The organism is Lysinibacillus contaminans (genome assembly GCF_001278945.1).
In the GTDB taxonomy this organism is placed as follows: domain Bacteria; phylum Bacillota; class Bacilli; order Bacillales_A; family Planococcaceae; genus Lysinibacillus; species Lysinibacillus contaminans.
Window position 1 is genome coordinate 880,176 of the sequence record NZ_LGRV01000003.1, and the last position, 24,918, is coordinate 905,093.

Consider the following 24,918-nt stretch of genomic DNA (forward strand, 5'->3'; position numbering starts at 1 on the left):
GATTGAGGCGATCCTAAAAGTCGACTGTATGTGGTTTAGGGATCGCTTCATTTATTTATTTCGAATTCGAGATATTATGCTTGTGTATTTATCACTTGCGTGGTAAAGTGATAATACAGAACACAGAGAGGGAGACGAAGCGATGCGAAAACATACACTGGGTTCACTTACTTGGTTGCGTATGATGCGCTTTACCAATCAAAGTAATCAGCTATCCAATGAATTTCTAAAGCGTTTTGACTTAACAACGGCGCAATTTGATGTGCTAATGCAGATTAAGACATATGCACCATTAACACAATCAGAGCTAGCTGAAAAAGTTACTGTCACACAGGGTGGTATGTCACGAATGCTCGCGCGTCTTGAAAAAGAAGAACTGATTGAGCGTAAGCAAGATTGGAAAACAAAAACGATCTCGCTAACGGCTAAGGGTGAGCAAATGATCGATACAGCGACACCATATCAGCTCCACTTTCAATCCTCATTTTTTGTAGATGTTCTAACTGAAGAAGAAATGAAAACACTATATACACTAATGTCGAAGTTAGAAAAAAATAGCCGAGAAAAAAAATTGCCGACAACGTAATTTTTTTTACACTCTCACTTGCGTAGTCAAGTGAAAATCTGGAGGAAACTAAAATGAACAAATTAAGCGGACATCATCATATATCAATGCTAACGAAAAACGGGAAACGAAATAGTGACTTTTATACAAAGGTCCTTGGCTTACGTCGCGTTAAAAAAACAGTTAATCAAGATTCACCGTCTATGTATCATTTATTCTATGGAGATTTGACAGGGGCTGCCGGCACAGAATTATCTTTTTTTGAAATGCCAGTTGCAGGACGTACAGTACGAGGAACGAATGCCATTACACGCATCGGATTACTTGTACCTAGCTATGAAAGCTTAGAGTACTGGAAAAAACGTTTTGAACTACTAGATGTCGAGCATAGCGAGATAACAACGTATGCAGGCAAAGAGGCACTGTTTTTTGAGGATCATGAAGGCTTACGTATGGTGCTACTAAATCACAATGGGCAAGAGACACCAACGGGATGGAAGGCATGGGAGGATTCTAAGGTTCTGACAGAGCATCGCATTTTAGGTATGGGGACAGTAGAAATAACAGTACGTTATTTAAGCCGTACTGTGGATTTATTGAAGGAGCTGTTTAATTATACAGTTGTTACTGAAGATGACAAAGAAGCAATTCTTCAATCAATTGAAGGTGAAACACTAGGTGAGATTGTGGTGAAAGAGCAGGAAGGACCAAGTGAGAAGCCTGGTCGCGGGAGTATTCATCACCTTGCATTGCGTGTAGATACTGTTGAAGAATTACACAAATGGGACGCATTAATTAAAGAGCGCGGTTTAGTCAGCTCAGGCGTTGTCGATCGTTACTATTTCCAAAGTCTGTACTTTAGAGACCGTAACGGCATTTTATTTGAAATGGCGACAGATGGACCAGGCTTTACAGTAGATTCAAAGATTGAAGACTTAGGTAAAGGGCTTGATTTACCACCATTTTTAGAAGGTAGACGAGCAGAAATTGAAGCAATTTTAGAACCATTAGATTAAAGGAGCGAAACAACATGGAAAACTATCGTATTGATCAATCAAAAGGTATTGAATTTGGACTTTATTCATTAGGGGATCATATCCCAAACCCACTAACAGGTGAACGTATTTCCGCACAACAACGTATTAATGAGCTAATCGAAGCAAGTAAATTAGCTGAACAAGCTGGCATTGATGTATTTGGTGTTGGTGAAAGTCACCAAACGTACTTTACAACGCAGGCGCATACGGTTGTATTAGGTGCTATTGCACAAGCAACTGAGAAAATAAAAATAGCAAGTTCTGCAACGGTTCTAAGTGTATCTGACCCTGTTCGTGTATATGAGGATTTCGCGACAATTGATTTAATCTCTAATGGTCGAGCTGAAATCGTCGCAGGTCGTGGTTCTCGTGTTGGCGCATATCACTTACTTGGCGTCGAGTTACAAGATTATGAAGAAATTTTTGAAGAAAAATTAGAGCTACTGAAAAAGATAAATGACGAGGAACTTGTGACTTGGAAAGGGCAATTCCGTGCACCACTCGAAAATGCGCAAATCTTGCCACAACCAAAAAATGGCTCACTGCCGATTTGGCGAGCAGTAGGTGGACCACCTGCTAGTGCTATTAAAGCAGGCTATATGGGTATGCCAATGATGTTAACAACATTAGGGGGTCCGGCTGTGAACTTCAAGCCTTCTGTGGATGCATATCGTGAAGCAGCAGATCGCAGTGGCTTTGATCCAAGCACATTACCAATCGCGACAACAAGTCTTTTCTATGTAGCAGATACGGCACAAGAGGCATTACAAGGAATGTACCCACATATTAATGGTGGCTTCCAGGCAATTCGTGGTGGCGGGTATCCAAAACAACAATTTGCGCAAGCACCAGATACACGTGACGCACTAATGGTTGGTAGCAAAGAGCAAATCATTGAAAAAATGCTCTATCAATTTGAACTTTACGGTATGCAACGCTTTATGGCCCAACTTGATTTTGGTGGCGTACCATTCGATAAAATTATGAAAAATATAGAAATTATTGGGAATGACATTCTTCCAGCGATTAAAAAATATACAGCGAAATAAGGAGCGAACAACATGAAAATTGTAGCATTAGCTGGCTCAATTGTCGGCTCTAAAACAAAAACAGCGATGGTGAAAGTCGTTGAAATGCTTCAACAAAAATACCCTGAGCACGAAGTGACATTACTGGACTTAGCTGAATATAAATTGGAGTTTAGTGATGGACGTAATTACTTTGAATACGAAGGCGATACAAAATATGTGACTGAAACGATTATGGCTGCTGATGCAATTGTTATTGGTACACCTACGTTCCAAGCATCGATTCCAGCGACATTAAAAAACATTTTCGACTTATTACCTGTGAATGCTTTCCGAGACAAAGTTGTGAGTACGGTTGTAACAGCTGGTACATCAAAGCACTATTTAATGGTCGAACAGCAATTGAAACCAATCCTTGCTTATATGAAGGCTCATATCGTGCCAACGTATGTATTTATAGAAGAAAAAGACTTTTTACGCAAAGAAATTATCAATGATGACGTCCTGTTCCGCTTAGAACGATTAGCTGAAGACACAGTCGTAATGGTAGATGCTTTTGCAGCTATCCGAGCAAAAAAAGACGAGGAATATGATTTTTAAAAGTGCCGGAAATACACACAATTCAAAAAAACAGCTTTTGGTTAATAGCCAAAAGCTGTTTTTAAATAAGAAAACGATATGGAAATGATTTTTAATCGATTTCCGGTGGAATCACCGATAGAATACCTGAATAAGGAGATTTCTATAATCTACCAACCGCGTACATAAGGTGTCGGTGGTGTGACTTCTTCTCCTAATTCTTTCGCTGCATGCAGTGGCCAGTAGGGCTCGCGTAACAACACACGCCCTAAGAATATCAAATCAGCACGGTTATTCTGCAAAATTTCTTCAGCTTGAATAGCTGTTGTAATCAGACCAACTGCACTTGTTGGAATGCCAGCTCCATGTTTTATAGCTTCTGCATGTGGTACCTGATAGCCTGGGAAAACGTTAATGTTTGCTTGCACGACGCCACCTGTAGAAACATCGATTAAATCGACACCCTGAGACTTCATCCAGCGGCTAAAGACGATAAAATCATCCATTGTTGTGCCGTTCTCTGCATAATCTTCAGCAGAAACACGCACAAGTAATGGGCCGTCCCAAACACTACGGACTGCATCGATTACTTGGCGAAGTAGACGATAGCGATTTTCTTGTGAGCCTCCGTAAGCATCTGTACGCTTATTCGTTGCTGGCGATAAAAATTCACTGATTAAATAACCATGAGCCCCGTGAATTTCAAGCGCATCAAATCCTGCTTTTTCAGCACGAATGGCGGCTTGTTTAAAAGCTTCAATGACTTTTTCAATATCGTTTAACGTCATTTCTGTCGGTGTTTTATATGCATCGTTAAAAGCAATTGCTGACGGTGCATATATTTCACCTTCCACCGTTGCTTTTCGACCGGCGTGAGCTAATTGAATAGCTGTTTTTGCTCCATATGCTTTCATACCATCAACGACTTGTTTTAAGCCCTCGATATGCACATCATCCCATATGCCAAGGTCTTTGTTTGAAATTCGTCCTTCTGGTAAAACACCAGTTGCTTCTAATATGATAAGTCCAACTTGACCAGCTGCACGTGTCGCGTAGTGTACAACGTGAAACGGTGTCACCATTCCATCATCTTCTGCAGAATACATGCACATGGGCGCCATAGCAATACGATTTTTTAGTGATATTGTTTGTAGTTGATAAGGTTCAAATAATTTACTCAAAGGGTTGCCTCCTAATTCATATCGATATACTCTATCTTGCCCATATCACTAGCTTTTAGCAAGTTCACGAGACCGCGCTTCGGCATCTTTAATGCATGCTTTAATGGCATCATTGAAATGATGATGTTCGAGCGCCTTAATGCCAGCCTCTGTTGTGCCACCAGGACTCGTTACTTTTTTACGCAGTTCATTTGGCTCTTCAGGCGATTGCTTGAGCATTTCTGCAGTACCTGCTAAAGTCTGCGTCATTAATAGCCGCACTGTATCTTTATCTAGACCTACTTCTGTGCCTACTTTTTCAAATGCTTCCATTAAATAATAAATATAAGCTGGGCCGCTACCAGAAAGGGCAGTGACTGCGTGGAGTTGATCTTCTTGTACTTCAATTACTGAACCGACAGCTTCTAATAATTGAAGGAAAGTATTGCGTTGCTCAACTGATACCACGTTATTAAAGGCAATAGCACTTGCTGACATACCAATTGTGGCTGACGTATTTGGCATGACGCGCGCTACGGGGCGGTCACCAAGGTTTTCGGTAATTGTATCAATTGGTATGCCTGCTAAGATAGATAGGACAGCCGTATGATCCGCTAATTTCGTACATACTAGTTGCATAGCTGTTACGGCATCTTTTGGCTTCATCGCTAAAATAATTGCATCTAATTGAGCGAAAGTCGCATCGTTTTGAAGGATAGACACACCATATGTGTCGTGTAAACATTGTAAGCGTTCGTTGTCTGAACGATTCGTGATGTATATTTCTTGAGGCTTAAAGACTTCCTGTTTAATCCAGCCCTGTATAAGTGCCTCGGCCATCGAGCCTGCACCGATAAATAGTATTTTCTTCAAAGTAAAAACCTCCAGTTCAAAATAAAAAAGCGCTCCCGCCCTTAAAATTAAGGACGAAAACGCTATAGCATTCCGCGGTACCACCTTTGTTTGCCATTTGGCACAACTTAAAGACCCTTTTATCGCAAGGGGAAAAGGTTATGTTGTCATAACAGCTCAGTAGTAGGTTCGGCAGTGGGAGTGGGTGGTGTCACTTGCAGCAAATGTAACACTCTCTTTAAACACCATCACCACATACGTACTTGGTTTCGTCATAGCTTTTTTATTTTAGATTATTCAAAATTATAGGGATAAACTTGTGGACTGTCAACACTAGCGTGACGGAATAGAAAAAAACCTGTAGAATAGTATGAATGAATATTCATTAATTGCAAAGAGGGGGATACAGCTTTGTCGGTACACAAAATCGAAATACCAACACCCTATGCAGTAGGAGATGTTAATGCATTTATTGTAAAAGGGGATGCACTAACAATTTTTGATGTTGGACCAAAAACAACGGAGGCCTATGATGCGCTAAAGTGGGGAATCCGTGCAGCGGGCTATCAATTACAAGATATAGAGCAAGTTGTGTTAACCCATCATCACCCTGATCATGCCGGCTGGGTGGATGCGTTCCCGCATGCAGAAATTATTGGGCATGAATATAATGATAAATGGCTGCGTCACGATGAGGAGTTTCTTCGTTATCATGAACAGTTTTATAGCGAGCGTTTATATGAGCATGGTGTACCACGTGAATTTATTCAGACGAGTGTACATGTTCGTCGTGAATTGGAACTTGTCGGTGAAAGACCGCTAACGCAAATAATATACGACGGTGATGAGGTGCCAGGACATCCAGGATTAAAGGCCATCGAGACACTAGGACATGCACAAAGTCACTTCATTTTTTGGAGTGAGAAAACTAATAATGTTATTGGTGGGGATTTATTATTAGATAAAATCACACCAAATCCATTGATTGAGCCACCACTAGATCGAACGCTTGGAAGAACAAAATCATTGCTGCAATATAATGAATCACTTGAAATTTTAAAACAATTGCCGGTGAAAAAAATGTATACAGGGCATGGTGCAGACTTAGAAAATATCCATGAAATCATTGTGAAGCGTTTAGAACGCCAGCATCAGCAATCAATGAAGGTGCTTGAGTTAATGGGTGATGAAGAATTAACGGCTGTACAACTGACAGGACGCTTATACCCAGCAATTTACCAACGTCAGCTTGGTTTGACGATGTCAAAAACACTTGGACATTTAGATTTTTTAGAGGCAAAAGGCTTCGTGACATCGGCGAAAAATGAAGCAGGCGTCTATTTGTTTAAGCGAAAGTAGGTTTATACATGGAGTTGAATAAAAAAACAATATTTGTCACAGGTGCGACGAGTGGAGTTGGCTTAAAAATTACCGAATTATTAGTCGCCGAGGGGCATCAGGTTTATGCAACCGGACGTAATGGAGTGGCACTTAAGACTTTAGAACGACTTGGGGCAAATGTCATACAAGCTGATTTAACGTCACTGGACGCCATTGATCAGGTTTGTGCACAGTTACCTGATCTTGATGTTGCGATTTTATCTGCTGGCGTTGGAAAGTTTGGTATTGCACCAGAGCTTTCGGATGAAGCGATTGCACAAATGGTCGATTTAAATGTGACGGTACCGATGTATTTGGCAAAACGTTTCGCTGCACAAATGATGGAGCGTGGTCACGGACAACTTATTTTTATCGGCTCACAGGCAGGGAAGGTTGCGACACCGAAAGCGAGTGTCTATGCAGCAACGAAGCATGCTATTGTTGGATTTACAAACGGCTTACGCATGGAACTAGCACCTTATAACGTCAAAGTAACTGCCATTCACCCAGGACCGATTGATACGCCATTTCTAGATAAGGCGAATGATGAAAGTGGCTACCGTGAATCGCTAGGGCGCTTTTTACTAACGCCTGAGCACGTAGCGCAAGAAACTGTGAAGACGATTGCGCGACCAGTGCGTGAAGTGAATTTGCCGCGAATTATGGGACTAACAAGTAAGCTTTATGCGATAGCTCCTGCCATGATTGAATTTCTAGGCAAGCCTCTTTTTAATAAGAAATAGAAAAAATAGCTGTCCAAATGACTTTTGGGACAGCTATTTTTTATTTTCATTCAGTACAAAACACCATTTCTATAAAATAGTGAGATAAATGTGGGTTTGTACTAAGGCGAAGCGACAGGTACAATTTGAAGTCTACTAATATCATATACATCGCCTGATTTAGGAAGAAATTGTTTTCTCGAGTGAAAAGAATCACTATTCTAATTGAGCCTTTAAACATTGTTGTGTCTGACTTTTTATATAAATCACAAAAGTCTATCTTTTTATAAAAATGCACTTGTATTTATTTTTATAACATGATACTATTCGTGTATAAACTTTTAATGCAATGTATAAAAATACATAGAATAGAGCAATTGGAGGCGCGTTTTTCATGGCAAATAAAAAAGTAGTATTAGCATATTCAGGTGGTCTTGATACATCAGTAGCAATTCCATGGTTAAAAGAACAAGGTTGGGACGTAATCGCAGTATGTCTTGACGTAGGTGAAGGGAAAGACCTTGATTTCATTAAAAACAAAGCACTTCAAGTAGGTGCTGTTGAATCATATATGGTAGATGCGAAAGATGAATTCGCTGAAAACTATGCGCTTATCTCATTACAAGCACACACTTGGTACGAACAAAAATATCCATTAGTATCAGCTCTTTCTCGTCCACTTATTTCAAAAAAATTAGTAGAAATTGCAAACCAAGTGAATGCAGATGCTGTAGCACATGGTTGTACAGGTAAAGGGAACGACCAAGTTCGTTTCGAAGTTTCTATTAAAGCACTGAACCCAGATTTAGAAGTATTAGCACCTGTACGTGAGTGGGGCTGGAGCCGTGACGAGGAAATCGAATATGCAATGAAACACAATGTGCCGATTCCTGCGACACTTGATTCACCATTCTCAATCGACCAAAACTTATGGGGCCGTGCAAACGAAGCGGGCATCATGGAAGATCCTTGGGTATCTCCACCAGAAGAAGCTTATGGATTAACTGTTTCAGTGGAAAATGCACCTAACGAAGCGGACTATGTAGAAATCGAATTCGTTGCGGGTAAACCAGTTTCTTTAAATGGTAAAGAAATGAAACTTGCTGATTTAATTCAAGAATTAAATGCAGTAGCTGGCGCACACGGTGTAGGACGTATCGACCACGTGGAAAACCGTTTAGTTGGTATTAAATCTCGTGAAGTATACGAAATTCCAGGTGCAAAAGTTCTTTTAACAGCTCACAAAGAGCTGGAAGACTTAACACTTGTAAAAGAGCTGGCTCACTTCAAACCAGTTATTGAGAAAAAATTATCTGAATTAATCTATGATGGTTTATGGTTCTCACCTTTACGTGATGCATTACAAGCATTCCTTGCTGAGTCACAGCAATACGTAAACGGGACAGTACGTGTGAAACTTTACAAAGGTCATGCGATCGTTGAAGGACGTAAATCACCAAACTCTCTATATAATGAAAAACTTGCAACTTACTCGAAGGAAGACCAATTCAACCATGCTTCAGCAGTTGGCTTCATCGAATTATGGGGCTTACCAACAGTGGTAAACTCTTCTGTAAACAAAAAATAACAATAACATTGAATTTACAAAGGTGTAGTGTAGCATTCGCGCTGTGCTACACCTTTTCCATAAGATATGAAGGAAAAGGTGAGCTGTGATGACAAAACTTTGGGGCGGACGTTTCCAAAAATCAGCAGAAGCTTGGGTTGATGAGTTCGGTGCATCAATCGGCTTCGATCAACAACTAGTAATGGAAGACCTAGAAGGTAGCGTAGCACACGTTACAATGCTTGGTGCAACAGGTATATTACCAGCAGCTGACGTCGAAGCGATTCTTGGCGGTCTTGCACAATTACAAGAAAAAGCATTCGCAGGGGAGCTTGAATTCTCGGTAGCGAATGAAGATATTCACTTAAACTTAGAAAAAATGCTAATTGATTTGATCGGTCCTGTTGGTGGGAAATTACACACAGGTCGTAGCCGTAACGACCAAGTGGCGACGGATATGCATATTTTCTTGAAAAAACGTGTTAAAGAAGCAATTGGTTTAATCGAGGCGTTCCAAAAAACGTTACTTGAAAAAGCGGAAGAGCATGTGGAAACAATTGCTCCGGGCTATACGCATTTACAACGTGCACAGCCAATTTCTTTTGCGCATCATTTAATGGCGTATTTCTGGATGCTTGAGCGTGATAAACAACGCTTTACAGAATCTGTGAAACGCATTGATATTTTGCCTTTAGGTGCGGGTGCGATGGCTGGGACAACTTTCCCAATCGATCGTCTTAAATCGGCAGAGTTATTAGGCTTTAGCGAGGTTTACGCAAACTCTATGGATGCAGTAAGTGATCGTGACTTCATCGTAGAATTTTTAAGCAATTCATCATTAATGATGGCGCATTTATCTCGTTTTGCCGAAGAGATTATTCTTTGGTCAACAGATGAGTTTAAATTCATCGAGCTAGATGATGCATTCTCTACAGGTTCGTCAATCATGCCACAAAAGAAAAATCCGGATATGGCAGAATTAATTCGCGGAAAAACGGGTCGCGTATACGGTAACTTAATGGGGTTATTAACCGTTTTAAAAGGTACGCCGTTAACATACAACAAAGATATGCAAGAAGACAAAGAGGGTATGTTCGATACAGTCCATACAATTCTTGGATCTCTAAAAATCTTTGAAGGTATGGTACGTACGATGACAGTCAACACAGAGCGTCTGCACCAGGCTGTACACTCTGATTTCTCAAATGCAACAGAACTTGCAGATTACCTAGCAACAAAAGGTATGCCATTCCGTGAGGCACATGAAGTAACTGGTAAACTTGTCTTCACTTGTATTCAAAAAGGAATCTTCTTACTGGATTTACCGATTGAAGATATGAAAAAAGAAAGCGAACTTTTAGAAGCGGATATTTACGACGTTTTAGCACCAGAAGCGGCAGTTCGTCGCCGCCACTCATTAGGTGGCACTGGCTTTGATCAAGTAAAAATCCAAATTGAGAAGGCAAAAGCTTGCCTCGCTTAAAATTTGCGTGCATGTCCTTGTGACTTTTGCATAGATAATTCATTAAAGTTGTCCGGTGAGGCACTATGAAACCCAATTTTCCTTTTTCAGTTGAGCCAGAGGGTGAAACGAAAAAGAGCACCTTACATATGTGAAGGACAATCCCCAATTCTGGAGACGTGGAATTGGGGTTTTTGTATACGTGAAAATATGCTACCATTTAGTGGGAGGTATTTATTATGAACGAACGTTTTACAAAGGGGTTTGAGACGATTAAGCAGTACGTGACAGAAGAAGAGGCAACGCGTATGGTGGAGCATGATGTTTTAGCCGATATTGCACCTGATTTACGCAAAATGATTGTGGAATTTGCCTATGGTGATGTGTATTCACGACCAGGACTAGATAACAAAAGTCGTGCACTTGTTGTTATTACAGCCGTTGTCACACAAGGCGCAGCACCACAAACAAAAACACATATTACACGAGGATTGCATGTAGGCTTAACACCTAAAGAAATTGTGGAAGCGTTACTGCAATTAGTGCCATACATAGGCTTCCCACGTGTGCAAAATGCATTAACAATTGCACAACAAGTGTTTCAAGAAAAAGAACTAACAGTGTAAGAATAGTGAATTGTGAATGAAGCATAAATAAGCAAAGCATTTCGTTAAAATTTGAGGTTTTTTTCGAATAGCTAGTTGTTCTATTAGGAAGATAATTTAATGGGGGAGTAATTCGACCAGTGGTGATTTAATATAAAAAGTGACCGCAAAAAGTTATAAACTTCAATCCTTTAACTTTTCCCTTTAGGAGAAAAATATTCAACTTATTTTTTGTTTGAATTCCCTGTTTATGTAGAGTAATACCAAAGTAAAAAACCCGGAATTAATATTCCGGGTTTGATTAGCACTTACATTAATTCCTCCATGACACACTGCCTCGCTTCCGCATTGGATCTTAAGAATTTCCTAAGACAACCGTACTTTAGCTTTATTCAGTATTGATGGTCCTTCAGAGCTATCGGTCAATCTTACTCATCGGGTTAACCCTCCTAGTCACAATGGATTTGAAGTGAAATCTTTAATAGTATAGGTCAATTATTATTTTTTATACACATTATTTTCAATTAACGTTGAGCTATATAATGAGCAAACAAAATATTTTATTTACTATATAAAAATTCACATTACATGTATAGATTTATTGTAAACAGCTCATAATGATAGAGGTATCACTTATTAATCTAATTTGATGAGGAGGATGCATCATGAGTAGTTCGAAGCCGGTAGACCAAGAATCTCAGGAAAGTCCGCCACAACTGAATAAGGAGTAAGCTTCAAAAAAATCTCACATGTAATGGTCAAACAGAGTTTACTTTGTACAGCTATTGCTTGAGGTCTGAAGCTGAAGCGAACCAGTTATAGTCAATTGTAGCCAATAAGTGTCCACGGACCCAGAATTATTCTGGGTCTTTTTTTATGTTGAATTTCAGTGTATCAATAAAATTCCCCCGCACAATAAGTTTGATCGATATATTTGAACCTATACGGTATTTACTACCTCATGTACAATAATAGGAAGATATTTTGAGAATAAATGGTGGAATTGGGGTTGGTATTTATGCATGAATATAACCTTCTTGAAAGATTACTATTTTTCCCTACTAATTTGAATAAAGAGAAGCTCGGACGCACAATCGAAGGAAAGACAATTCTGATAACGGGTGCAAGTTCTGGGATAGGAGAGCAAGTAGCGTACCTATTGGCTGAAATGAATGTGCATTTGATTTTGGTGGCTAGAAGAGAGGGAAAGCTTGAAACTATTAAAAATGAGATCGAAAAGAAAGTAGCTAAAGTTAGTATTCTCAGGGCTGACTTAAGAAATGCGGAGGACATAGAGAGGTTACTGACATTTATTCAACAACTACCAAAAGGCGTAGATATCGTAGTTAGTAATGCAGGGATATCGATCAATCGCTCCATCCAGCATTCATTACATCGTTATCATGATTTTACGAGAACAATGGCGATCAATTATTTTGCACCGGTTCAATTGTTGCTGTCCGTCATTCCTCTACTAGAAAAAAATAAAGGTCAAATTATCAATATATCGACAGTCAATACTTTGTTACTACCAATTCCTCACTGGGCTGCATATCAGGCTTCAAAGACGGCGTTTGACACCTGGCTTCGTTCGGCAGCTCCAGAGCTAAATGGTATGGGCATAGAAACAACGACTCTTTATCTTCCATTAGTGAGAACGCCAATGATTGCACCAACAGTCGCCTATGAGAAAATACCAGCTATGTGCCCAAACCATGTGGCTCAAATTATTTGTAAATCTATGTATACAAAAAGGAAGATTTATAGGCCATGGTGGTTGATTTTCGGGCAGTGGGCATCACTGCTCTTTAGAGGTATCTGGGAATCAGTAATGCCTATGGTTTTAAGAAAAAGGGGGAAGGGCAATGATGATAATTAGACTAATAAAAGTTTTATATCATATCAAATTGCTTTCGCCAGTAGGGTTATATAGACTCGTAGCTTCAATATATAGAAACGGAATAAATTTGATGACTTTGTTAAAAATTACTGGCGCAGTATATGGTGATAAAGTTGCGTTAGTAGATGAAGATGAAACCGTAAGCTATAAGCAATTGCTGTCACAGAGCGAAAAGCTCGCCATTATTTTCAAAGAAAAATTTCAGTTAAAAGCAGGACAGAAGGTAGGTTTTTTATGCAAAAATCATGCTTCAATGGTGAAAGCAATTTTTGCAACGTCTCGATTAGGACCAGATATATACTTGCTCAATACCGAAATGAGCAAAATGCAGTTGAAGCAATTAGTGAATCAGCATGATTTTGATTTTTTGATAATTGATTTTGAACTAAGTGATCTTCTTGAGGATTCGGGCTATTCGAAAGGGCAGCTTTTGAGTACCCATAAAGACCTGCCAGCAATTAACCATTTACTGCATGGTACTATTGATAAAAAGTCCAAACTACAGCAATCTTCAAGCGGTAAAATAATGCTGCTGACAAGTGGTACTACTGGAAAAGCGAAAGAAGTAGCACATAAGCCCTCTCTATTTAATTTTTTAAATCCATTCTTAACGTTACTGACGAGATTAAAGCTTTTCAATTATCATACGGCCTATATTGCTACGCCTATTTTTCATGGATATGGGATAGCTATTTTAGTATCATGTATTGCATTAGGAAAAAAAGTAATTATCCGTAAGGACTTTCATGTAAAAGATGCATGTCAGCTTATTCGTGAACACAATATTGAAGTCGTTACAGTAGTGCCGTTAATGATACATAAAATGTTAGAAACAAATGCTTCAGATTTAACATCACTGAGATGTATTGCATCAGGTGGTTCAGAGTTAAATACGAAGCTTGTCGAAGAGGTTTTTCATAAATTAGGAGCGGTGATATACAATCTTTATGGAACTTCCGAGGCGGGTTTGAATATGATTGCCACACCTCAGGACTTGCAATATTCGACCAGTACTATCGGTAGAAAAATTGAGGGTGTTCAATTGAAGATATTGGATCAAGATAAGGAGCCTGTTGAAGATGGAATGGTAGGTCAATTTTGTATAAAGAACAGGTGGTCAATGCGAAATAGTAAGAATGACTGGATAGAAACAGGCGATTTAGGTTATATCGATAAAAATGGGTATTATTTTTTGCGTGGTCGAACCGATGATATGGTCGTTTCAGCAGGTGAAAACGTTTATCCAATTGAAATCGAGCAACTTCTAATACATCATCCTTTAGTAGACGCTGTCGCAGTGATCGGTATTCATGATGAACAATTTGGCCAAAGGTTGCAGGTGTTTGTGCAGCCAGTAAATGCGCATCTTACAAAAGAAGCGCTAATAGAATGGTTGCACCCTAGAGTGGCGAGGTTCCAAATGCCAAAAGATATTGTCTTTGTTGCTAGTATGCCCTATACATCTTTAGGCAAACTGGATAAAAAGAAACTTAGACAAGCAGCTAAAATATCATAACGATTTTCAAATAGCATGTATACAATTGCGAGAAGCAGCCATAATATTAAAGATTTCACTTATGAAGTCTAATTTGATGAGGAGGATGGAGCATGAGTAGGCCTGAGAATTTAGACCCAAAATCTCGAAAAATCCACCGTAACTGGACAAGGATTAAGCATTCAAAATCTCAAGTGAATGGTGAAACGGAGATTACTCTGCATAACCGACTCTTGAGAAGCGAAGCGAAAGCCCGACAGTTTTAGTCAGCTAGAAGCAATAAGTGTCATCGAGCCCAGAATTTATTCTGGGCTTTTTTGTCGTTCGTGATACGGTGAATTTTCAATATGGGTATTCAAGTTTAGTCTCATAACAAATAAATAGTTCAACCTCAAATGAGTTTAAGGAACTATCTTCAACGTTTTTCTATTACATATTTTTCTAATTTGAAGTAATTTTATTATATTGTGAAAAAAGTTATGTTGCAAATCTACTTAAAAATACGGAATTTTTCTTTTATTTTGTTAAAATAGAATTTTTAGAATAATAAGTATTATGATAAAGGACATTAAATAAATAATAAGTTAGGAGAAGTGTTTTTATGTCTCAAATGTTAGCACTGACGATTTTACTTGCCATTCTTTACACCGGAGATATTGTTGCAACTAGAACGAAGGCTTGGATTCCATCTGTATTCGTTTGTGCGATATTATTTTTAATCGGATATTGGACGTTCTTTCCAGAAGATATCGTCAGTATCGCAGGGATAAATCCTGTTGTTGCAACTATGTTCATGTATTTTTTAATTACAAATATGGGGACATTGCTTTCATTGAAAGAACTAAAAAATCAATGGAAGAGTATTGTCATTAGCATTTCGGGAATTGTAGGTATTGTCGTAATTTTATTTACTATTGGTGCCATGATTTTTGATTTGCAAACAATGATTGTTGCCATTCCGCCACTAGTTGGAGGAGTTGTTGCTGCAATAGTAATGTCTGATGGTGCTACAGCAGCTGGCTTAGATGATTTAGCTGTTTTCGCTATAGTTATTTATGTTATTCAAGGCTTTGCCGGTTATCCGATTACCTCAATTATGTTGAAGCGTGAGGCAAAACGTTTACTTAAGGAGCATAAAAGTGGGAATTTACATACCATTGTTCAGGAGCAGGAATCAGCTGAGAAAGCTTCTGAGCAGCCAAAATTATTTGCGAGAATGCCAGAAAAGTACAATACCGATTATTTTAAATTTTTCCGTATTGCGTTTGTTGGTTTATTAGCGTACAGTACGTCAGTTGCATTAGAACCAATCGTGACAGTGAATGCTTTAGTACTTTGTTTAGTGTTTGGTGTAATCGCATCAACTGTTGGCTTTTTGGAAAAGCAACCTTTACAAAAAGCAAATGGCTTCGGTTTTGCTATTATGGGCTTGATGCTGTTTATATTCGACGGTTTAAAACGTGCTACACCAGATATGCTAGTGCGCATTATTGTGCCATTAGTGGTGTCCATTTTGTTAGCGGTTATTGGGATGTATATATTCTCGTTCATTGCAGGCAAAATTTTAAAAGTAAGTCCAAATTTAGCATTTGCTATATCATTAACGGCACTTTATGGTTTCCCAGCCGATTATATTTTAACGAATGAAGTTGTTAATTCATCGACAACAGATGAAAAAGAGCGAGAAATGCTGTTAAGCCATATGTTACCACCGATGCTTGTAGGGGGCTTTATTAGTGTTACCATCACTTCGGTCATTATAGCAGGCGTTTTCGTTAACTGGTTATAATCTAGCAATTTACTACTAAGGAGAGATTCAACATGAAAAACATAAAAGAAATGATTTCTAATTTAAATAATGAGCTAGTTGCAATTCGTCAAAAGCTACATAGTGAACCTGAGCTTTCTTGGGAAGAATATGAAACGACAAATTATGTAGCAACGTATTTAGACGAACTTGGTATTCCATATAGACGTACAGTGCCAACAGGTATTATTGCCGAACTAGAAGGTGGTAAGCCAGGTAAAATGGTTGCTCTACGTGCAGATATGGATGCATTATCGGTATACGAAATCCGTGAAGATATTCCGTATCGTTCTAAAACAGAAGGAAAAATGCATGCCTGTGGTCATGATGCACATACTGCCATGCTGTTAATTGCGGCAAAAACATTAAGTGAAGTCAAAGACGACATAGAGGGAACTGTACGCTTCATTTTCCAACCTGCAGAAGAAGTGGCTTCAGGCGCGAAAGCAATGGTAGAACAAGGAGTGATGAGAGATGTGGACAACGTATTTGGTATCCACATTTGGTCTCAAATTGATACAGGAAAAGTCCAGTGCAATAAAGGACCCGCATTTGCATCTGCGGATATTTTCAAAGTTACATTTAAAGGGCGCGGTGGTCATGCTGCCATGCCACATGATGCAATTGATGCGGTCATGATTGCTTCAACATTTGCCCTAAATGTACAAACTGTCGTATCACGTACAGTGAATCCGCTTCGTCCAGCTGTATTAACTATTGGTAAAATGGAAGTCGGTACACGTTTCAACGTTATTGCGGAAGATGCTATCCTAGAAGGAACAGTGCGTTGCTTTGATAAAGAGGTTCGTTTACATATCGAAGAGCAAATTCGTCATTATGCCAATCAAGTTGCTCTTATGTATGGTGGTACTGCAGAGGTCGTATATGAATACGGTACACAAGCGGTGAATAATGATATTGAAAGTGCCTCACTTGTTGAGCGTCTTACTGTAGATCATTTTGGGCCTGATGCTTATCATATTGATGATCCTACAATGGGTGGAGAAGATTTCAGCTTCTATCTAGATGAAGCACCAGGCTGTTTCGCACTTGTCGGATCAGGTAATACGGAAAAAGATACACGTTGGGCACATCATAATGGTCACTTTAATATCGATGAAGATGGTTTACGCATCGGAGCAGAATTATATGTACAATATGCACTTAATTGGTTAAGTGAAAATAAATAAAGAGATCGCATTCTTTTGTTCACGCTAACATGGTAAAAATACAAGAAAGAAAATTCATTTTCCAGGGTTATCGAAATAACTTATATTAACAATTTAATATTGAACGAATAAAATCGTATCGTATGGTCATAATAATTAAGATTTCACTTATGAAGTCTAATTTGATGAGGAGGATGGAGCATGAGTAGGCCTGAGAATTTAGACCCAAAATCTCGAAAAATCCACCGTAACTGGACAAGGATTAAGCATTCAAAATCTCAAGTGAATGGTGAAACGGAGATTACTCTGCATAACCGACTCTTGAGAAGCGAAGCGAAAGCCCGACAGTTTTAGTCAGCTAGAAGCAATAAGTGTCATTGAGCTCAGAATTTATTCTGGGCTCTTTTAATGTTTATGATCTTTCAATAAATTGACTTTATTTTTTTGGAAAGTAGTGTATGTATAAATGAAATAATTCAGGTTTAATGAAGTACTTTGAGTATAAAGACAAATCCATAACGAAAAATAATCCCTGCTTTTTTACAAAAAAAGCAACAGGACTTTATAATAGTTTGGACATATAGAAGTGCAACGTATCAATTATTTATGGTAGTAGTGCTTCAACTACGAGGTGTTCTATTATTATGAGCTTGAACAATAATCTTTACGAACATAGCCATTCGTTATAACCATTTCCCTTGTTGTTCAAGAGAATTTTTTCTTTCTCCTGGTTCTATTGGAATAAACTCCTGAATATTAAAAGTAAGTGAGTGTAAATTCTGAATAGTTTTTTTATTACGGCGGCTTTTGGACGAGGGATTAGTAACTAAACAAAAGTGATTAAACGAAATGCATGTGGCTTCATACGTTTCAATCAACTTCGAGCAAAAAATTATTAAATTTGAAGTATGAAAAATCAGGGGTCATTTGGGTAAGTCTATGTAACGTTACTACGCCCAGTATTTGACTAGAACAAGAAAAAAGGGACATCTTCTAAGTGATAGAGGTGTCCCTTTTCATATGAAACTATTTATTCAAACGATCTAAGAAGACATTTAAATGTTTTAATGTTACTTTGTCGTTTATACCAAATGTACCATCTGCTTTTCCTGTCGTAATTTTATTTGAGGAAAGAATGGCTACATAATTATTTGCCCAATGAGAGCTAGAAACATCTGTGAATTTTGCTGCATTGCCTTGTAGGCTTAAATCAAATGCTTCAACTAAAACTTTTGCAAGTTGAGCACGAGTTATTGGAGAACCTGGGTTGAATTTCCCATTCGAATCGCCATTAAAAACATTAAGTTTATTTAGGGCTACTACAGCACCAGCATATTTAGAAGTAGATTTAACATCTGGGAAACTTGAATTCGTGTTACTTGTATCTAATCCTAAGGCTTCAGCAAGTTGAAGAGCTACTTCTCCACGTGATGCGTAAATACTAAAATCGATTGCTGCATCCTTAACTTCTTCCTTTTCATCTGCCGTGAAGTTTGCGACACGTTTCGCACCTACATAACGAGATCCCCAATAATATGGATCGTTTATTTTAGCGATTTTAACACCTGAACTTGTTGTTGCGGATATAAATTCACCATTCTCTATGTAAATTCCAACATGAGAAATACCGGAGCCTGAAGTATTAAAAAATACTAAGTCACCTTCTTTTAAATTATCTTTCGATACAGAAGTACCTTGTTGATATTGAGCTGTTGATGTGCGATCTAATGAAATTCCAAACTTTGAAAATATATATTGTGTAAAGGCTGAGCAATCAATACCTGTATTGATATCTGTGCCACCATATTTATAGGGAGTTCCGATATATTCTTTTGCAGTATTTGTTAATTCTGTACTTGTTGCTGCTTCTGCATTATTTACACCTACACCTGTGAAAATTACGAAAGATGCAAAAATCGGAAGTAACCATCTCTTTTTCATTGAAAAAAAACTCCTTTTGAAAATCTAGTACTTTTTTGACTATAGTAAGAATATCATAGAATGAGGGCTTGTAATTTTTCATTTCTGTTACTTATTAACGAGGAAACGATTAACTAAATTTATATCATTAAGTAGAAAATTCATTCTTTATATAGAATATTTACGAATTTTGTTTTTCTGATGTAATATCCTTGTAATATTTTTGGATAGTAGTTACCAAATAATTTACCAATAAATTGTTGAACACTATAAAAAATAGATATACTTTAGTCCTAATTAATTTGGAAATCGAGGACATTATCATGTGTTTCTAAAAACAGGCTGGGGTAACTTTGTTAAAGAAAAATAACAATCAAAGACAGGTGAAAAAAGTATTGCACTTTTTTCACCTGTCTTAATTTGCTGATATGTTGTTTTTTAAAATAGACTAAAAGCAGTTTCCCTAGTTAATATGATGACTAACGAACATTAGGGAGGAATTAATCTGACAAAAGTTCAGGAATTCAATCAGCTATTTGCATCACAGGAAATATAATTTATAGGGAATGCTTGGGATCTATTTTCTGCGTTAACCCTCGAGAAGGCAGGCTTCAAAGCAATTGGGACAACAAGCTGGGGGATAGCCAATTCACTAGGGGATGCAGATGGAGAATTAATTGATTTTGATAGAAATCGTTAAAAGCTCTCAAGAAAATAAGGTATAGTAATATAGGAGTTCTTCTAATATTAATTCTAGGGATATACGGGGATTCAGAATTTAAAGGATAAGGGTAGTGTATTGTATGAATGAAATCATTCAAGATAAATTAATAGAAATTGAAGAAGCGTATCAAATAAAGATTCTATACGCTGTAGAATCTGGAAGTCGGGCTTGGGGCTTTCCTTCAAAAGACAGTGATTATGATGTTCGATTTATTTATATTCATCAACCACAATGGTATCTATCTATTGATCCACAAGGGATTGGCGCGAAGAGAGATGTAATTGAGATGCCAATTAATGATTTGTTGGATATAAGCGGTTGGGAAATAACAAAAGCATTGCGACTCTTTAGAAAAAGCAATCCTCCTCTATTAGAGTGGATGAGGAGCAATATACTTTATTTTCAGCAGTATTCATTTATCGATAATTTGAGATCGTTAGAGTCTGAAGTATTCTATCCAAACGCTAGCTTGTATCATTATTTGAATATGGCGAAAAATAATTATCGCGAATACCTGCGAGGTCCAGAAGTGAAAATCAAGAAATATTTTTATGTTCTTCGTCCGGTATTGGCCTGTAAATGGATTGAAGAGCGTAAAACGGTTCCACCAATCGATTTTCATGAATTATTGCAAATCATGGTTCCAGAAGGCGAGTTAAGAACTGAAATCGATAGACTTTTAGAACGGAAGATAATAGGTGATGAATTAGATATTGAACCGAGAATTAAAGTGATCAATGAGTACGTAGAGAGCGAAATGATACGCCTTGAAGCGTATATTAAAACGCTCACAGTTGAAATTGATGACCCTACGAACAAACTTGATGATTTGTTTAGAAACACATTAAAAGAAGTGTGGGGATGATAGGGCTAGTACCACATACTTAAATATAGTGTTTTAAGTAAAAGTCAAATACATTTCGAAAAACAATCCCTACTTATTTTATAGTAGAGTAGGGATTGATTCATTTTTAATCGCCTTAGGTGAATGAATCGTATTAGTTACATATTATGCATGCGAAGTTAATGGAAATAAAAAATGATCTGTTCCAAATTTTGATGACGGTCTGACAAATAATGTATCTTCACTCTCGGTTATAAACTCAGTTAGAAGGTTTTTGCAATCATAATCAGGTGTGAAATAGAAATGAATCATTTCTGTATTAGCAGAAATAAAGTAATTTAAAATGAAATCTATATCAACACTTTTCTTGCTGATTATATCGAAAATATGAAGTTGATTTTCCTCTTGCTCCATTATAACTATTACATCTTCCTCTTCGATATAATAAATCGCATCATTGAATACGAGGATAAAGTAAAACATTAATAGATGTTCATTGTTTTTAACCCCCAATATTGAAGATACAGGAATTCTTTTTGCCGCGAACTCCTTCAACAGTTCGAAGTCAGCTTGATTGTTTACGTCTAATTTGCGTAAAGCTGATTTTTTAGTTAATTGCTTCTTCACATCTGAAGCCTTCAATCTGAAACTACTTTCTTGAACCTGTTCAAAGCCAAACTTAGGATAAAAATCCAACACAGTATCATTGGCAAATAAGTAAATAAAGTCATAATCCTTTTCATATTTCTCAATGATATGATCCATCAGCTTAGCTGCCAATCCTTGTTGACGGTAATCAGGATGCGTCATTACGGTTCCTATTTGTATTGCCTGATATTCCTTACCGTTAGCGATCACGATCATCTTATTGACAGAAGCATTCGCAATGATTTGATCACCATCTATATATGAATAACAAATATAGTCATCATTCCAATAGCCCTTGTCATACCACTCCTTAAAATCCAATTCAAATACATACTTCGCAAGCTCATTGAAGCTTTCTTTATATTTTGCCACGTCCTTGTAGTCGCTGATTAATTGATAGTCACTCATAATAAATCCTCCATTATGTTATTAGTATTTTAAAGAAATTACTTAGAAAGTATTAACTTCCTGTAAGTAGGTGTCACGTGCAGTGAGCCAATAAAAAAACCACAAGAAAGATTCTCTTCTCATGGTCAATCTCTGTCTATTAGGAATATACCTATTCCGAAAGAATAAGTATCTCGATATAACATGAAATTTGTTTTGATAAGAAATAATGTCTTCTAATCGCTTTTTGTAAAAGGTTAGTAAGTTTCATCATATACAATCAAAACCACTTTTCTATATATTTTCATATGATTGTACACTCCTTCGAAGATGTTGTAAATTCGAAAAAAGCTAGGGGTTCTAGTTTCGATAATCTTCATCTAAAGGCAATGGAAGTGTAAGTGGTATCTATTTAACAAATTGTACAATCCGAATGAGACGACTTTATTTAAACGGAAATGTTTAGAGAAAGCTATTTTATATATTACTAGAAAAATTTGACTTTAATAAAACATCTGTAATACTATTTATATAACAGATTTTTTGTAGTTTCAAAAAACTTCAGTTTGGAGGAGATGTTCTTATCTAGAATGTAATAATTGTATTGTTAACATACATCCAATCGAATTCATACAGCATGAATGAAAGAAATTTCTTGATAAATGGCTTACTGCATTCTCTATAGCTTTAGTGATTTTTATGTAAAGGACGGAGACTTATGAAAAAATTTTTACTTTTATGTATAGTTGCGTTGTTATTAACTGCTTGTACAAAGAAGGAGGAGAAGAGTGTAATGAGTGAAATGAATACAGAATTTGTAGGGAAGTGGTCTGGGAATATTGAAATTCCGAATACACCACTGCCAATTATTGTGGAGTTAACAAAAGACGCTGGAACTCTATCGGTGCCAGCACAAGGTTTGAAAAATCTTCCTTTTCAAAGCATTACGTATGATGGCGATAAAGTAAACATTTCAATCGACATACAAGCCGTTGCTATTAAAATTACTGGCGAGTTAAAGGATGAACAAATTAAGGCGACATTCACACAAAATGGTGGCACATTCCCAATTACTTTGACTAGATATGAGGAACAGCCTGTAACTTATGAAACAATTAGCATACCCGTTGAAAATGGGAATCTAAAAGTAGCGTTAGAAAAGCCTACTGAGGAAAAACCTTCGCCAGTTGCACTCATTATTGCAGGTTCTGGACCAACAGATAAGGATGGCAACTCAGTTATAGCTGGGAAAAATGACGGTTACAAAATGTTAGCAGAAGGGTTAGCAAAAGAAGGCATTGCGACAATTCGTTATGACAAACGTGGAGTAGGTGATAATACAGGTTTATTCACGAAGGAAGAGGACGTATCATTTGAACTGTTTGTAGAAGACGCTGTTCAAATTATTCAGTATCTCCAATCAAACGACTCATTTACAAGCGTACATGTCATTGGTCATAGTGAAGGTTCTTTAATTGGTATGTTAGCAGCGCAAAAAACAGATGTGGATTCCTTTGTATCTCTTGCAGGCGCGGGTAGAGCGGTTGATGAACTATTACTTGAACAGTTAGCCGGTCAGTTAACACCAGCGCTAGCAACTGAAGCAAAGAACGCGCTAGCTTCACTAAAAAAAGGGGAACTTGTCGAGAAGGTATCACCTGAGTTACAAGGGCTGTTTAGACCTTCCGTACAACCATATATGATTTCGTGGCTGAAATATAACCCTGTGAGCATTATTCAAAAACTCGAGAATCGTACATTGATTGTTCAAGGAACAAATGATTTACAAGTTAAAGCTACAGATGCGGAGGCTTTAAAGAAGGGTAAAACTGATGCGACACTACTTTATCTAGAAGGCATGAATCATATTTTAAAGGTTGCGCCAACAGACCACGCAAGAAACTTAGCGACATATGCGGATCCAACACTTCCTTTGCATGAAGAGCTACTGCCGGCCATATGTGCATTTATAAGGGATGAACAATAAACGGAAGGTAGGAAGTTTTAGTAGTTTTTCAATCCGAAATATGAAATTATATCAGGCGTGTTGATTAACACATATTAGCCCTAGTATATGCCAATATGGGCAATCGTTTTAAAAAATAAAGCGCGTATTGAAAAGTGTAAATGGTGTGCAGAGATAATAAAGTTGTTTAATTTACAATAAAGTCATTCAAAAAATAATATAGTTGTTTAAAAATACTACTTCCACTAACGGGGCACAAGGAGTATAACTTAATTTCTTAATATTCGGTATAGGAAAGGTGTATGGAATGCGTTGTAGAAACAATTTACAAATTGACAGATTGTGGAGTTAATGTAGCATGTAATACTAAAATTGGACTCTTTTAGAAAAAACATATAATACATTAATCTAGCCCGATAGAGCACGTTGCAACTCGTATAAAATCTCCTAAAAGTATTACGAAAAAGATTGAACATAAGTAATTATAATGGTATATATAAGAAATTAAAGAAAAAATTAGTGATATAGCAGGTGTACGAATAATTTGCTCATTCGAAGAGGATATTTAACTCAAAGCAGATATATTATGAAGTCAACGAGATAGTACGATTATCGATAAAAAATCCAAAAGATCATGGCTCACTACATAAAGGCTTTTGTTATGTATTCGGTTCTTTGTATGAAGATGTATTTATTGGAGGTTTAATATGGTAAATGAAAAGAAGAATGGCAAAAAGTTAGCTCTATTTATTACTATAGGACTTCTTTTTGCTTCAATAGTAGTTTTTATTATAATAACAGCATTTTACAACGTTTATGACCCTTCTGAATTTGGAAGGATAAATGGTGGAGTAGATACAGAAAATATTGGTATTCCACAAGATGCTGAAGAGCAACGTGGAAAAGTTGGAACCCCTACATCTCCAAAAGAATAAAAAAAGGTTAAAAACAATTAAAAACTAATAGGGCTTCAAGAATTGGGCGCGATTGTTCAATAAAACTTAGATTTTCAAACGACTTTATTGTTATATTTTTTAGGATAGTGAAATATCTAAAATCAAAAATTAAACAACTATATTTTTAACGCCGTCCTAAATTAGA

At 37.4% G+C, this 24,918-nt stretch carries 22 protein-coding genes and 1 pseudogene; 19 read left to right on the forward strand and 4 right to left on the reverse strand.

What is annotated here, in order from left to right; genetic code table 11:
- Positions 1–142: 142 nt before the first annotated feature.
- Genes AEA09_RS06525 through AEA09_RS06540 form a run of 4 tightly spaced genes read left to right on the forward strand, consistent with a single transcriptional unit; the run spans position 143 to position 3,230 of the window.
- Positions 143–586 (forward strand): MarR family winged helix-turn-helix transcriptional regulator, encoded by a 444-nt coding sequence (locus AEA09_RS06525; protein WP_053583066.1) that lies wholly within the window; start codon positions 143–145, stop codon positions 584–586.
- A 53-nt stretch (positions 587–639) separates the two neighbouring features.
- A complete protein-coding gene (locus AEA09_RS06530; RefSeq protein ID WP_053583067.1) occupies positions 640–1,581 on the forward strand; it encodes a ring-cleaving dioxygenase in 942 nt (313 codons plus the stop codon).
- Positions 1,582–1,595: 14 nt separating this feature from the next.
- The gene (locus AEA09_RS06535; protein ID WP_053583068.1) at positions 1,596–2,651 is read left to right on the forward strand and encodes an LLM class flavin-dependent oxidoreductase; all 1,056 of its coding nucleotides are present in this window, start codon (positions 1,596–1,598) and stop codon (positions 2,649–2,651) included.
- Positions 2,652–2,663: 12 nt separating this feature from the next.
- Positions 2,664–3,230: an NADPH-dependent FMN reductase gene (locus AEA09_RS06540; protein ID WP_053583069.1), complete on the forward strand. Its 567-nt coding sequence runs from the start codon at positions 2,664–2,666 to the stop codon at positions 3,228–3,230.
- Between the two features lie 149 nt (positions 3,231–3,379).
- On the opposite strand, the gene namA is transcribed toward AEA09_RS06540, so the two are convergent.
- Together namA and proC are read right to left on the reverse strand one after the other, a co-directional pair.
- Positions 3,380–4,390, reverse strand: a complete 1,011-nt coding sequence (gene namA, locus AEA09_RS06545; RefSeq protein ID WP_053583070.1) for an NADPH dehydrogenase NamA — start codon at positions 4,388–4,390, stop codon at positions 3,380–3,382.
- A gap of 48 nt (positions 4,391–4,438) precedes the next feature.
- The gene (proC, locus tag AEA09_RS06550; protein WP_053583071.1) at positions 4,439–5,242 is read right to left on the reverse strand and encodes a pyrroline-5-carboxylate reductase; all 804 of its coding nucleotides are present in this window, start codon (positions 5,240–5,242) and stop codon (positions 4,439–4,441) included.
- Positions 5,243–5,632: 390 nt separating this feature from the next.
- On the opposite strand from proC, the gene AEA09_RS06555 reads away from it, so the two are divergent.
- The 11 genes from AEA09_RS06555 to AEA09_RS19500 all read left to right on the forward strand — a co-directional run bounded on the left by AEA09_RS06555 (position 5,633) and on the right by AEA09_RS19500 (position 17,682).
- The gene (locus AEA09_RS06555; protein WP_053583072.1) at positions 5,633–6,580 is read left to right on the forward strand and encodes an MBL fold metallo-hydrolase; all 948 of its coding nucleotides are present in this window, start codon (positions 5,633–5,635) and stop codon (positions 6,578–6,580) included.
- Positions 6,581–6,588: 8 nt separating this feature from the next.
- Positions 6,589–7,344: an SDR family NAD(P)-dependent oxidoreductase gene (locus AEA09_RS06560; RefSeq protein WP_053583073.1), complete on the forward strand. Its 756-nt coding sequence runs from the start codon at positions 6,589–6,591 to the stop codon at positions 7,342–7,344.
- A gap of 373 nt (positions 7,345–7,717) precedes the next feature.
- Complete coding sequence (locus tag AEA09_RS06565; protein WP_053583074.1) at positions 7,718–8,911, forward strand: argininosuccinate synthase; 1,194 nt, start codon at positions 7,718–7,720, stop codon at positions 8,909–8,911.
- A gap of 88 nt (positions 8,912–8,999) precedes the next feature.
- A complete protein-coding gene (gene argH / locus AEA09_RS06570; RefSeq protein WP_053583075.1) occupies positions 9,000–10,373 on the forward strand; it encodes an argininosuccinate lyase in 1,374 nt (457 codons plus the stop codon).
- A gap of 218 nt (positions 10,374–10,591) precedes the next feature.
- Positions 10,592–10,978 carry a carboxymuconolactone decarboxylase family protein gene (locus tag AEA09_RS06575; RefSeq protein ID WP_053583076.1) on the forward strand — a complete coding sequence of 129 codons (387 nt, stop codon included), beginning with the start codon at positions 10,592–10,594 and terminating at the stop codon, positions 10,976–10,978.
- A gap of 997 nt (positions 10,979–11,975) precedes the next feature.
- Positions 11,976–12,836, forward strand: a complete 861-nt coding sequence (locus AEA09_RS06580; RefSeq protein WP_053583077.1) for an SDR family NAD(P)-dependent oxidoreductase — start codon at positions 11,976–11,978, stop codon at positions 12,834–12,836.
- Positions 12,823–14,373 carry an AMP-binding protein gene (locus AEA09_RS06585; protein ID WP_211263233.1) on the forward strand — a complete coding sequence of 517 codons (1,551 nt, stop codon included), beginning with the start codon at positions 12,823–12,825 and terminating at the stop codon, positions 14,371–14,373. The genes AEA09_RS06580 and AEA09_RS06585 overlap by 14 nt, the downstream gene beginning before the upstream one ends.
- Positions 14,374–14,465: 92 nt before the next feature.
- The gene (locus AEA09_RS19495; protein ID WP_082332577.1) at positions 14,466–14,618 is read left to right on the forward strand and encodes a YpzG family protein; all 153 of its coding nucleotides are present in this window, start codon (positions 14,466–14,468) and stop codon (positions 14,616–14,618) included.
- Between the two features lie 335 nt (positions 14,619–14,953).
- Positions 14,954–16,141, forward strand: coding sequence for a hypothetical protein (locus AEA09_RS06590; RefSeq protein ID WP_053583078.1), 1,188 nt, complete (start codon positions 14,954–14,956; stop codon positions 16,139–16,141).
- 32 nt (positions 16,142–16,173) lie between these two features.
- On the forward strand, positions 16,174–17,349 hold the full coding sequence (locus tag AEA09_RS06595) for an amidohydrolase (protein WP_053583079.1): 1,176 nt from the start codon (positions 16,174–16,176) through the stop codon (positions 17,347–17,349).
- Positions 17,350–17,529: 180 nt separating this feature from the next.
- Entirely contained in the window at positions 17,530–17,682 is a 153-nt protein-coding gene (locus AEA09_RS19500) for a YpzG family protein (protein WP_082332577.1), read from the forward strand.
- Positions 17,683–18,354: 672 nt separating this feature from the next.
- On the opposite strand, the gene AEA09_RS06600 is transcribed toward AEA09_RS19500, so the two are convergent.
- Complete coding sequence (locus AEA09_RS06600) at positions 18,355–19,269, reverse strand: C40 family peptidase (RefSeq protein WP_053583080.1); 915 nt, start codon at positions 19,267–19,269, stop codon at positions 18,355–18,357.
- A 538-nt stretch (positions 19,270–19,807) separates the two neighbouring features.
- On the opposite strand from AEA09_RS06600, the pseudogene AEA09_RS19505 reads away from it, so the two are divergent.
- Both AEA09_RS19505 and AEA09_RS06605 read left to right on the forward strand, forming a co-directional pair.
- Positions 19,808–19,942 (forward strand): annotated as a pseudogene (locus AEA09_RS19505) (isocitrate lyase/phosphoenolpyruvate mutase family protein); the annotation flags it as partial.
- 109 nt (positions 19,943–20,051) lie between these two features.
- Positions 20,052–20,837, forward strand: coding sequence for a nucleotidyltransferase domain-containing protein (locus AEA09_RS06605; protein ID WP_053583081.1), 786 nt, complete (start codon positions 20,052–20,054; stop codon positions 20,835–20,837).
- A 144-nt stretch (positions 20,838–20,981) separates the two neighbouring features.
- Here the strand turns inward: AEA09_RS06605 and AEA09_RS06610 are convergent, their stop codons facing one another.
- Positions 20,982–21,872 (reverse strand): GNAT family N-acetyltransferase, encoded by an 891-nt coding sequence (locus tag AEA09_RS06610; protein WP_053583082.1) that lies wholly within the window; start codon positions 21,870–21,872, stop codon positions 20,982–20,984.
- Between the two features lie 772 nt (positions 21,873–22,644).
- On the opposite strand from AEA09_RS06610, the gene AEA09_RS06615 reads away from it, so the two are divergent.
- Together AEA09_RS06615 and AEA09_RS06620 are read left to right on the forward strand one after the other, a co-directional pair.
- Complete coding sequence (locus AEA09_RS06615) at positions 22,645–23,838, forward strand: alpha/beta hydrolase (RefSeq protein ID WP_245622800.1); 1,194 nt, start codon at positions 22,645–22,647, stop codon at positions 23,836–23,838.
- A 686-nt stretch (positions 23,839–24,524) separates the two neighbouring features.
- Positions 24,525–24,752 carry a hypothetical protein gene (locus AEA09_RS06620; RefSeq protein ID WP_053583083.1) on the forward strand — a complete coding sequence of 76 codons (228 nt, stop codon included), beginning with the start codon at positions 24,525–24,527 and terminating at the stop codon, positions 24,750–24,752.
- Positions 24,753–24,918 lie beyond the last annotated feature (166 nt).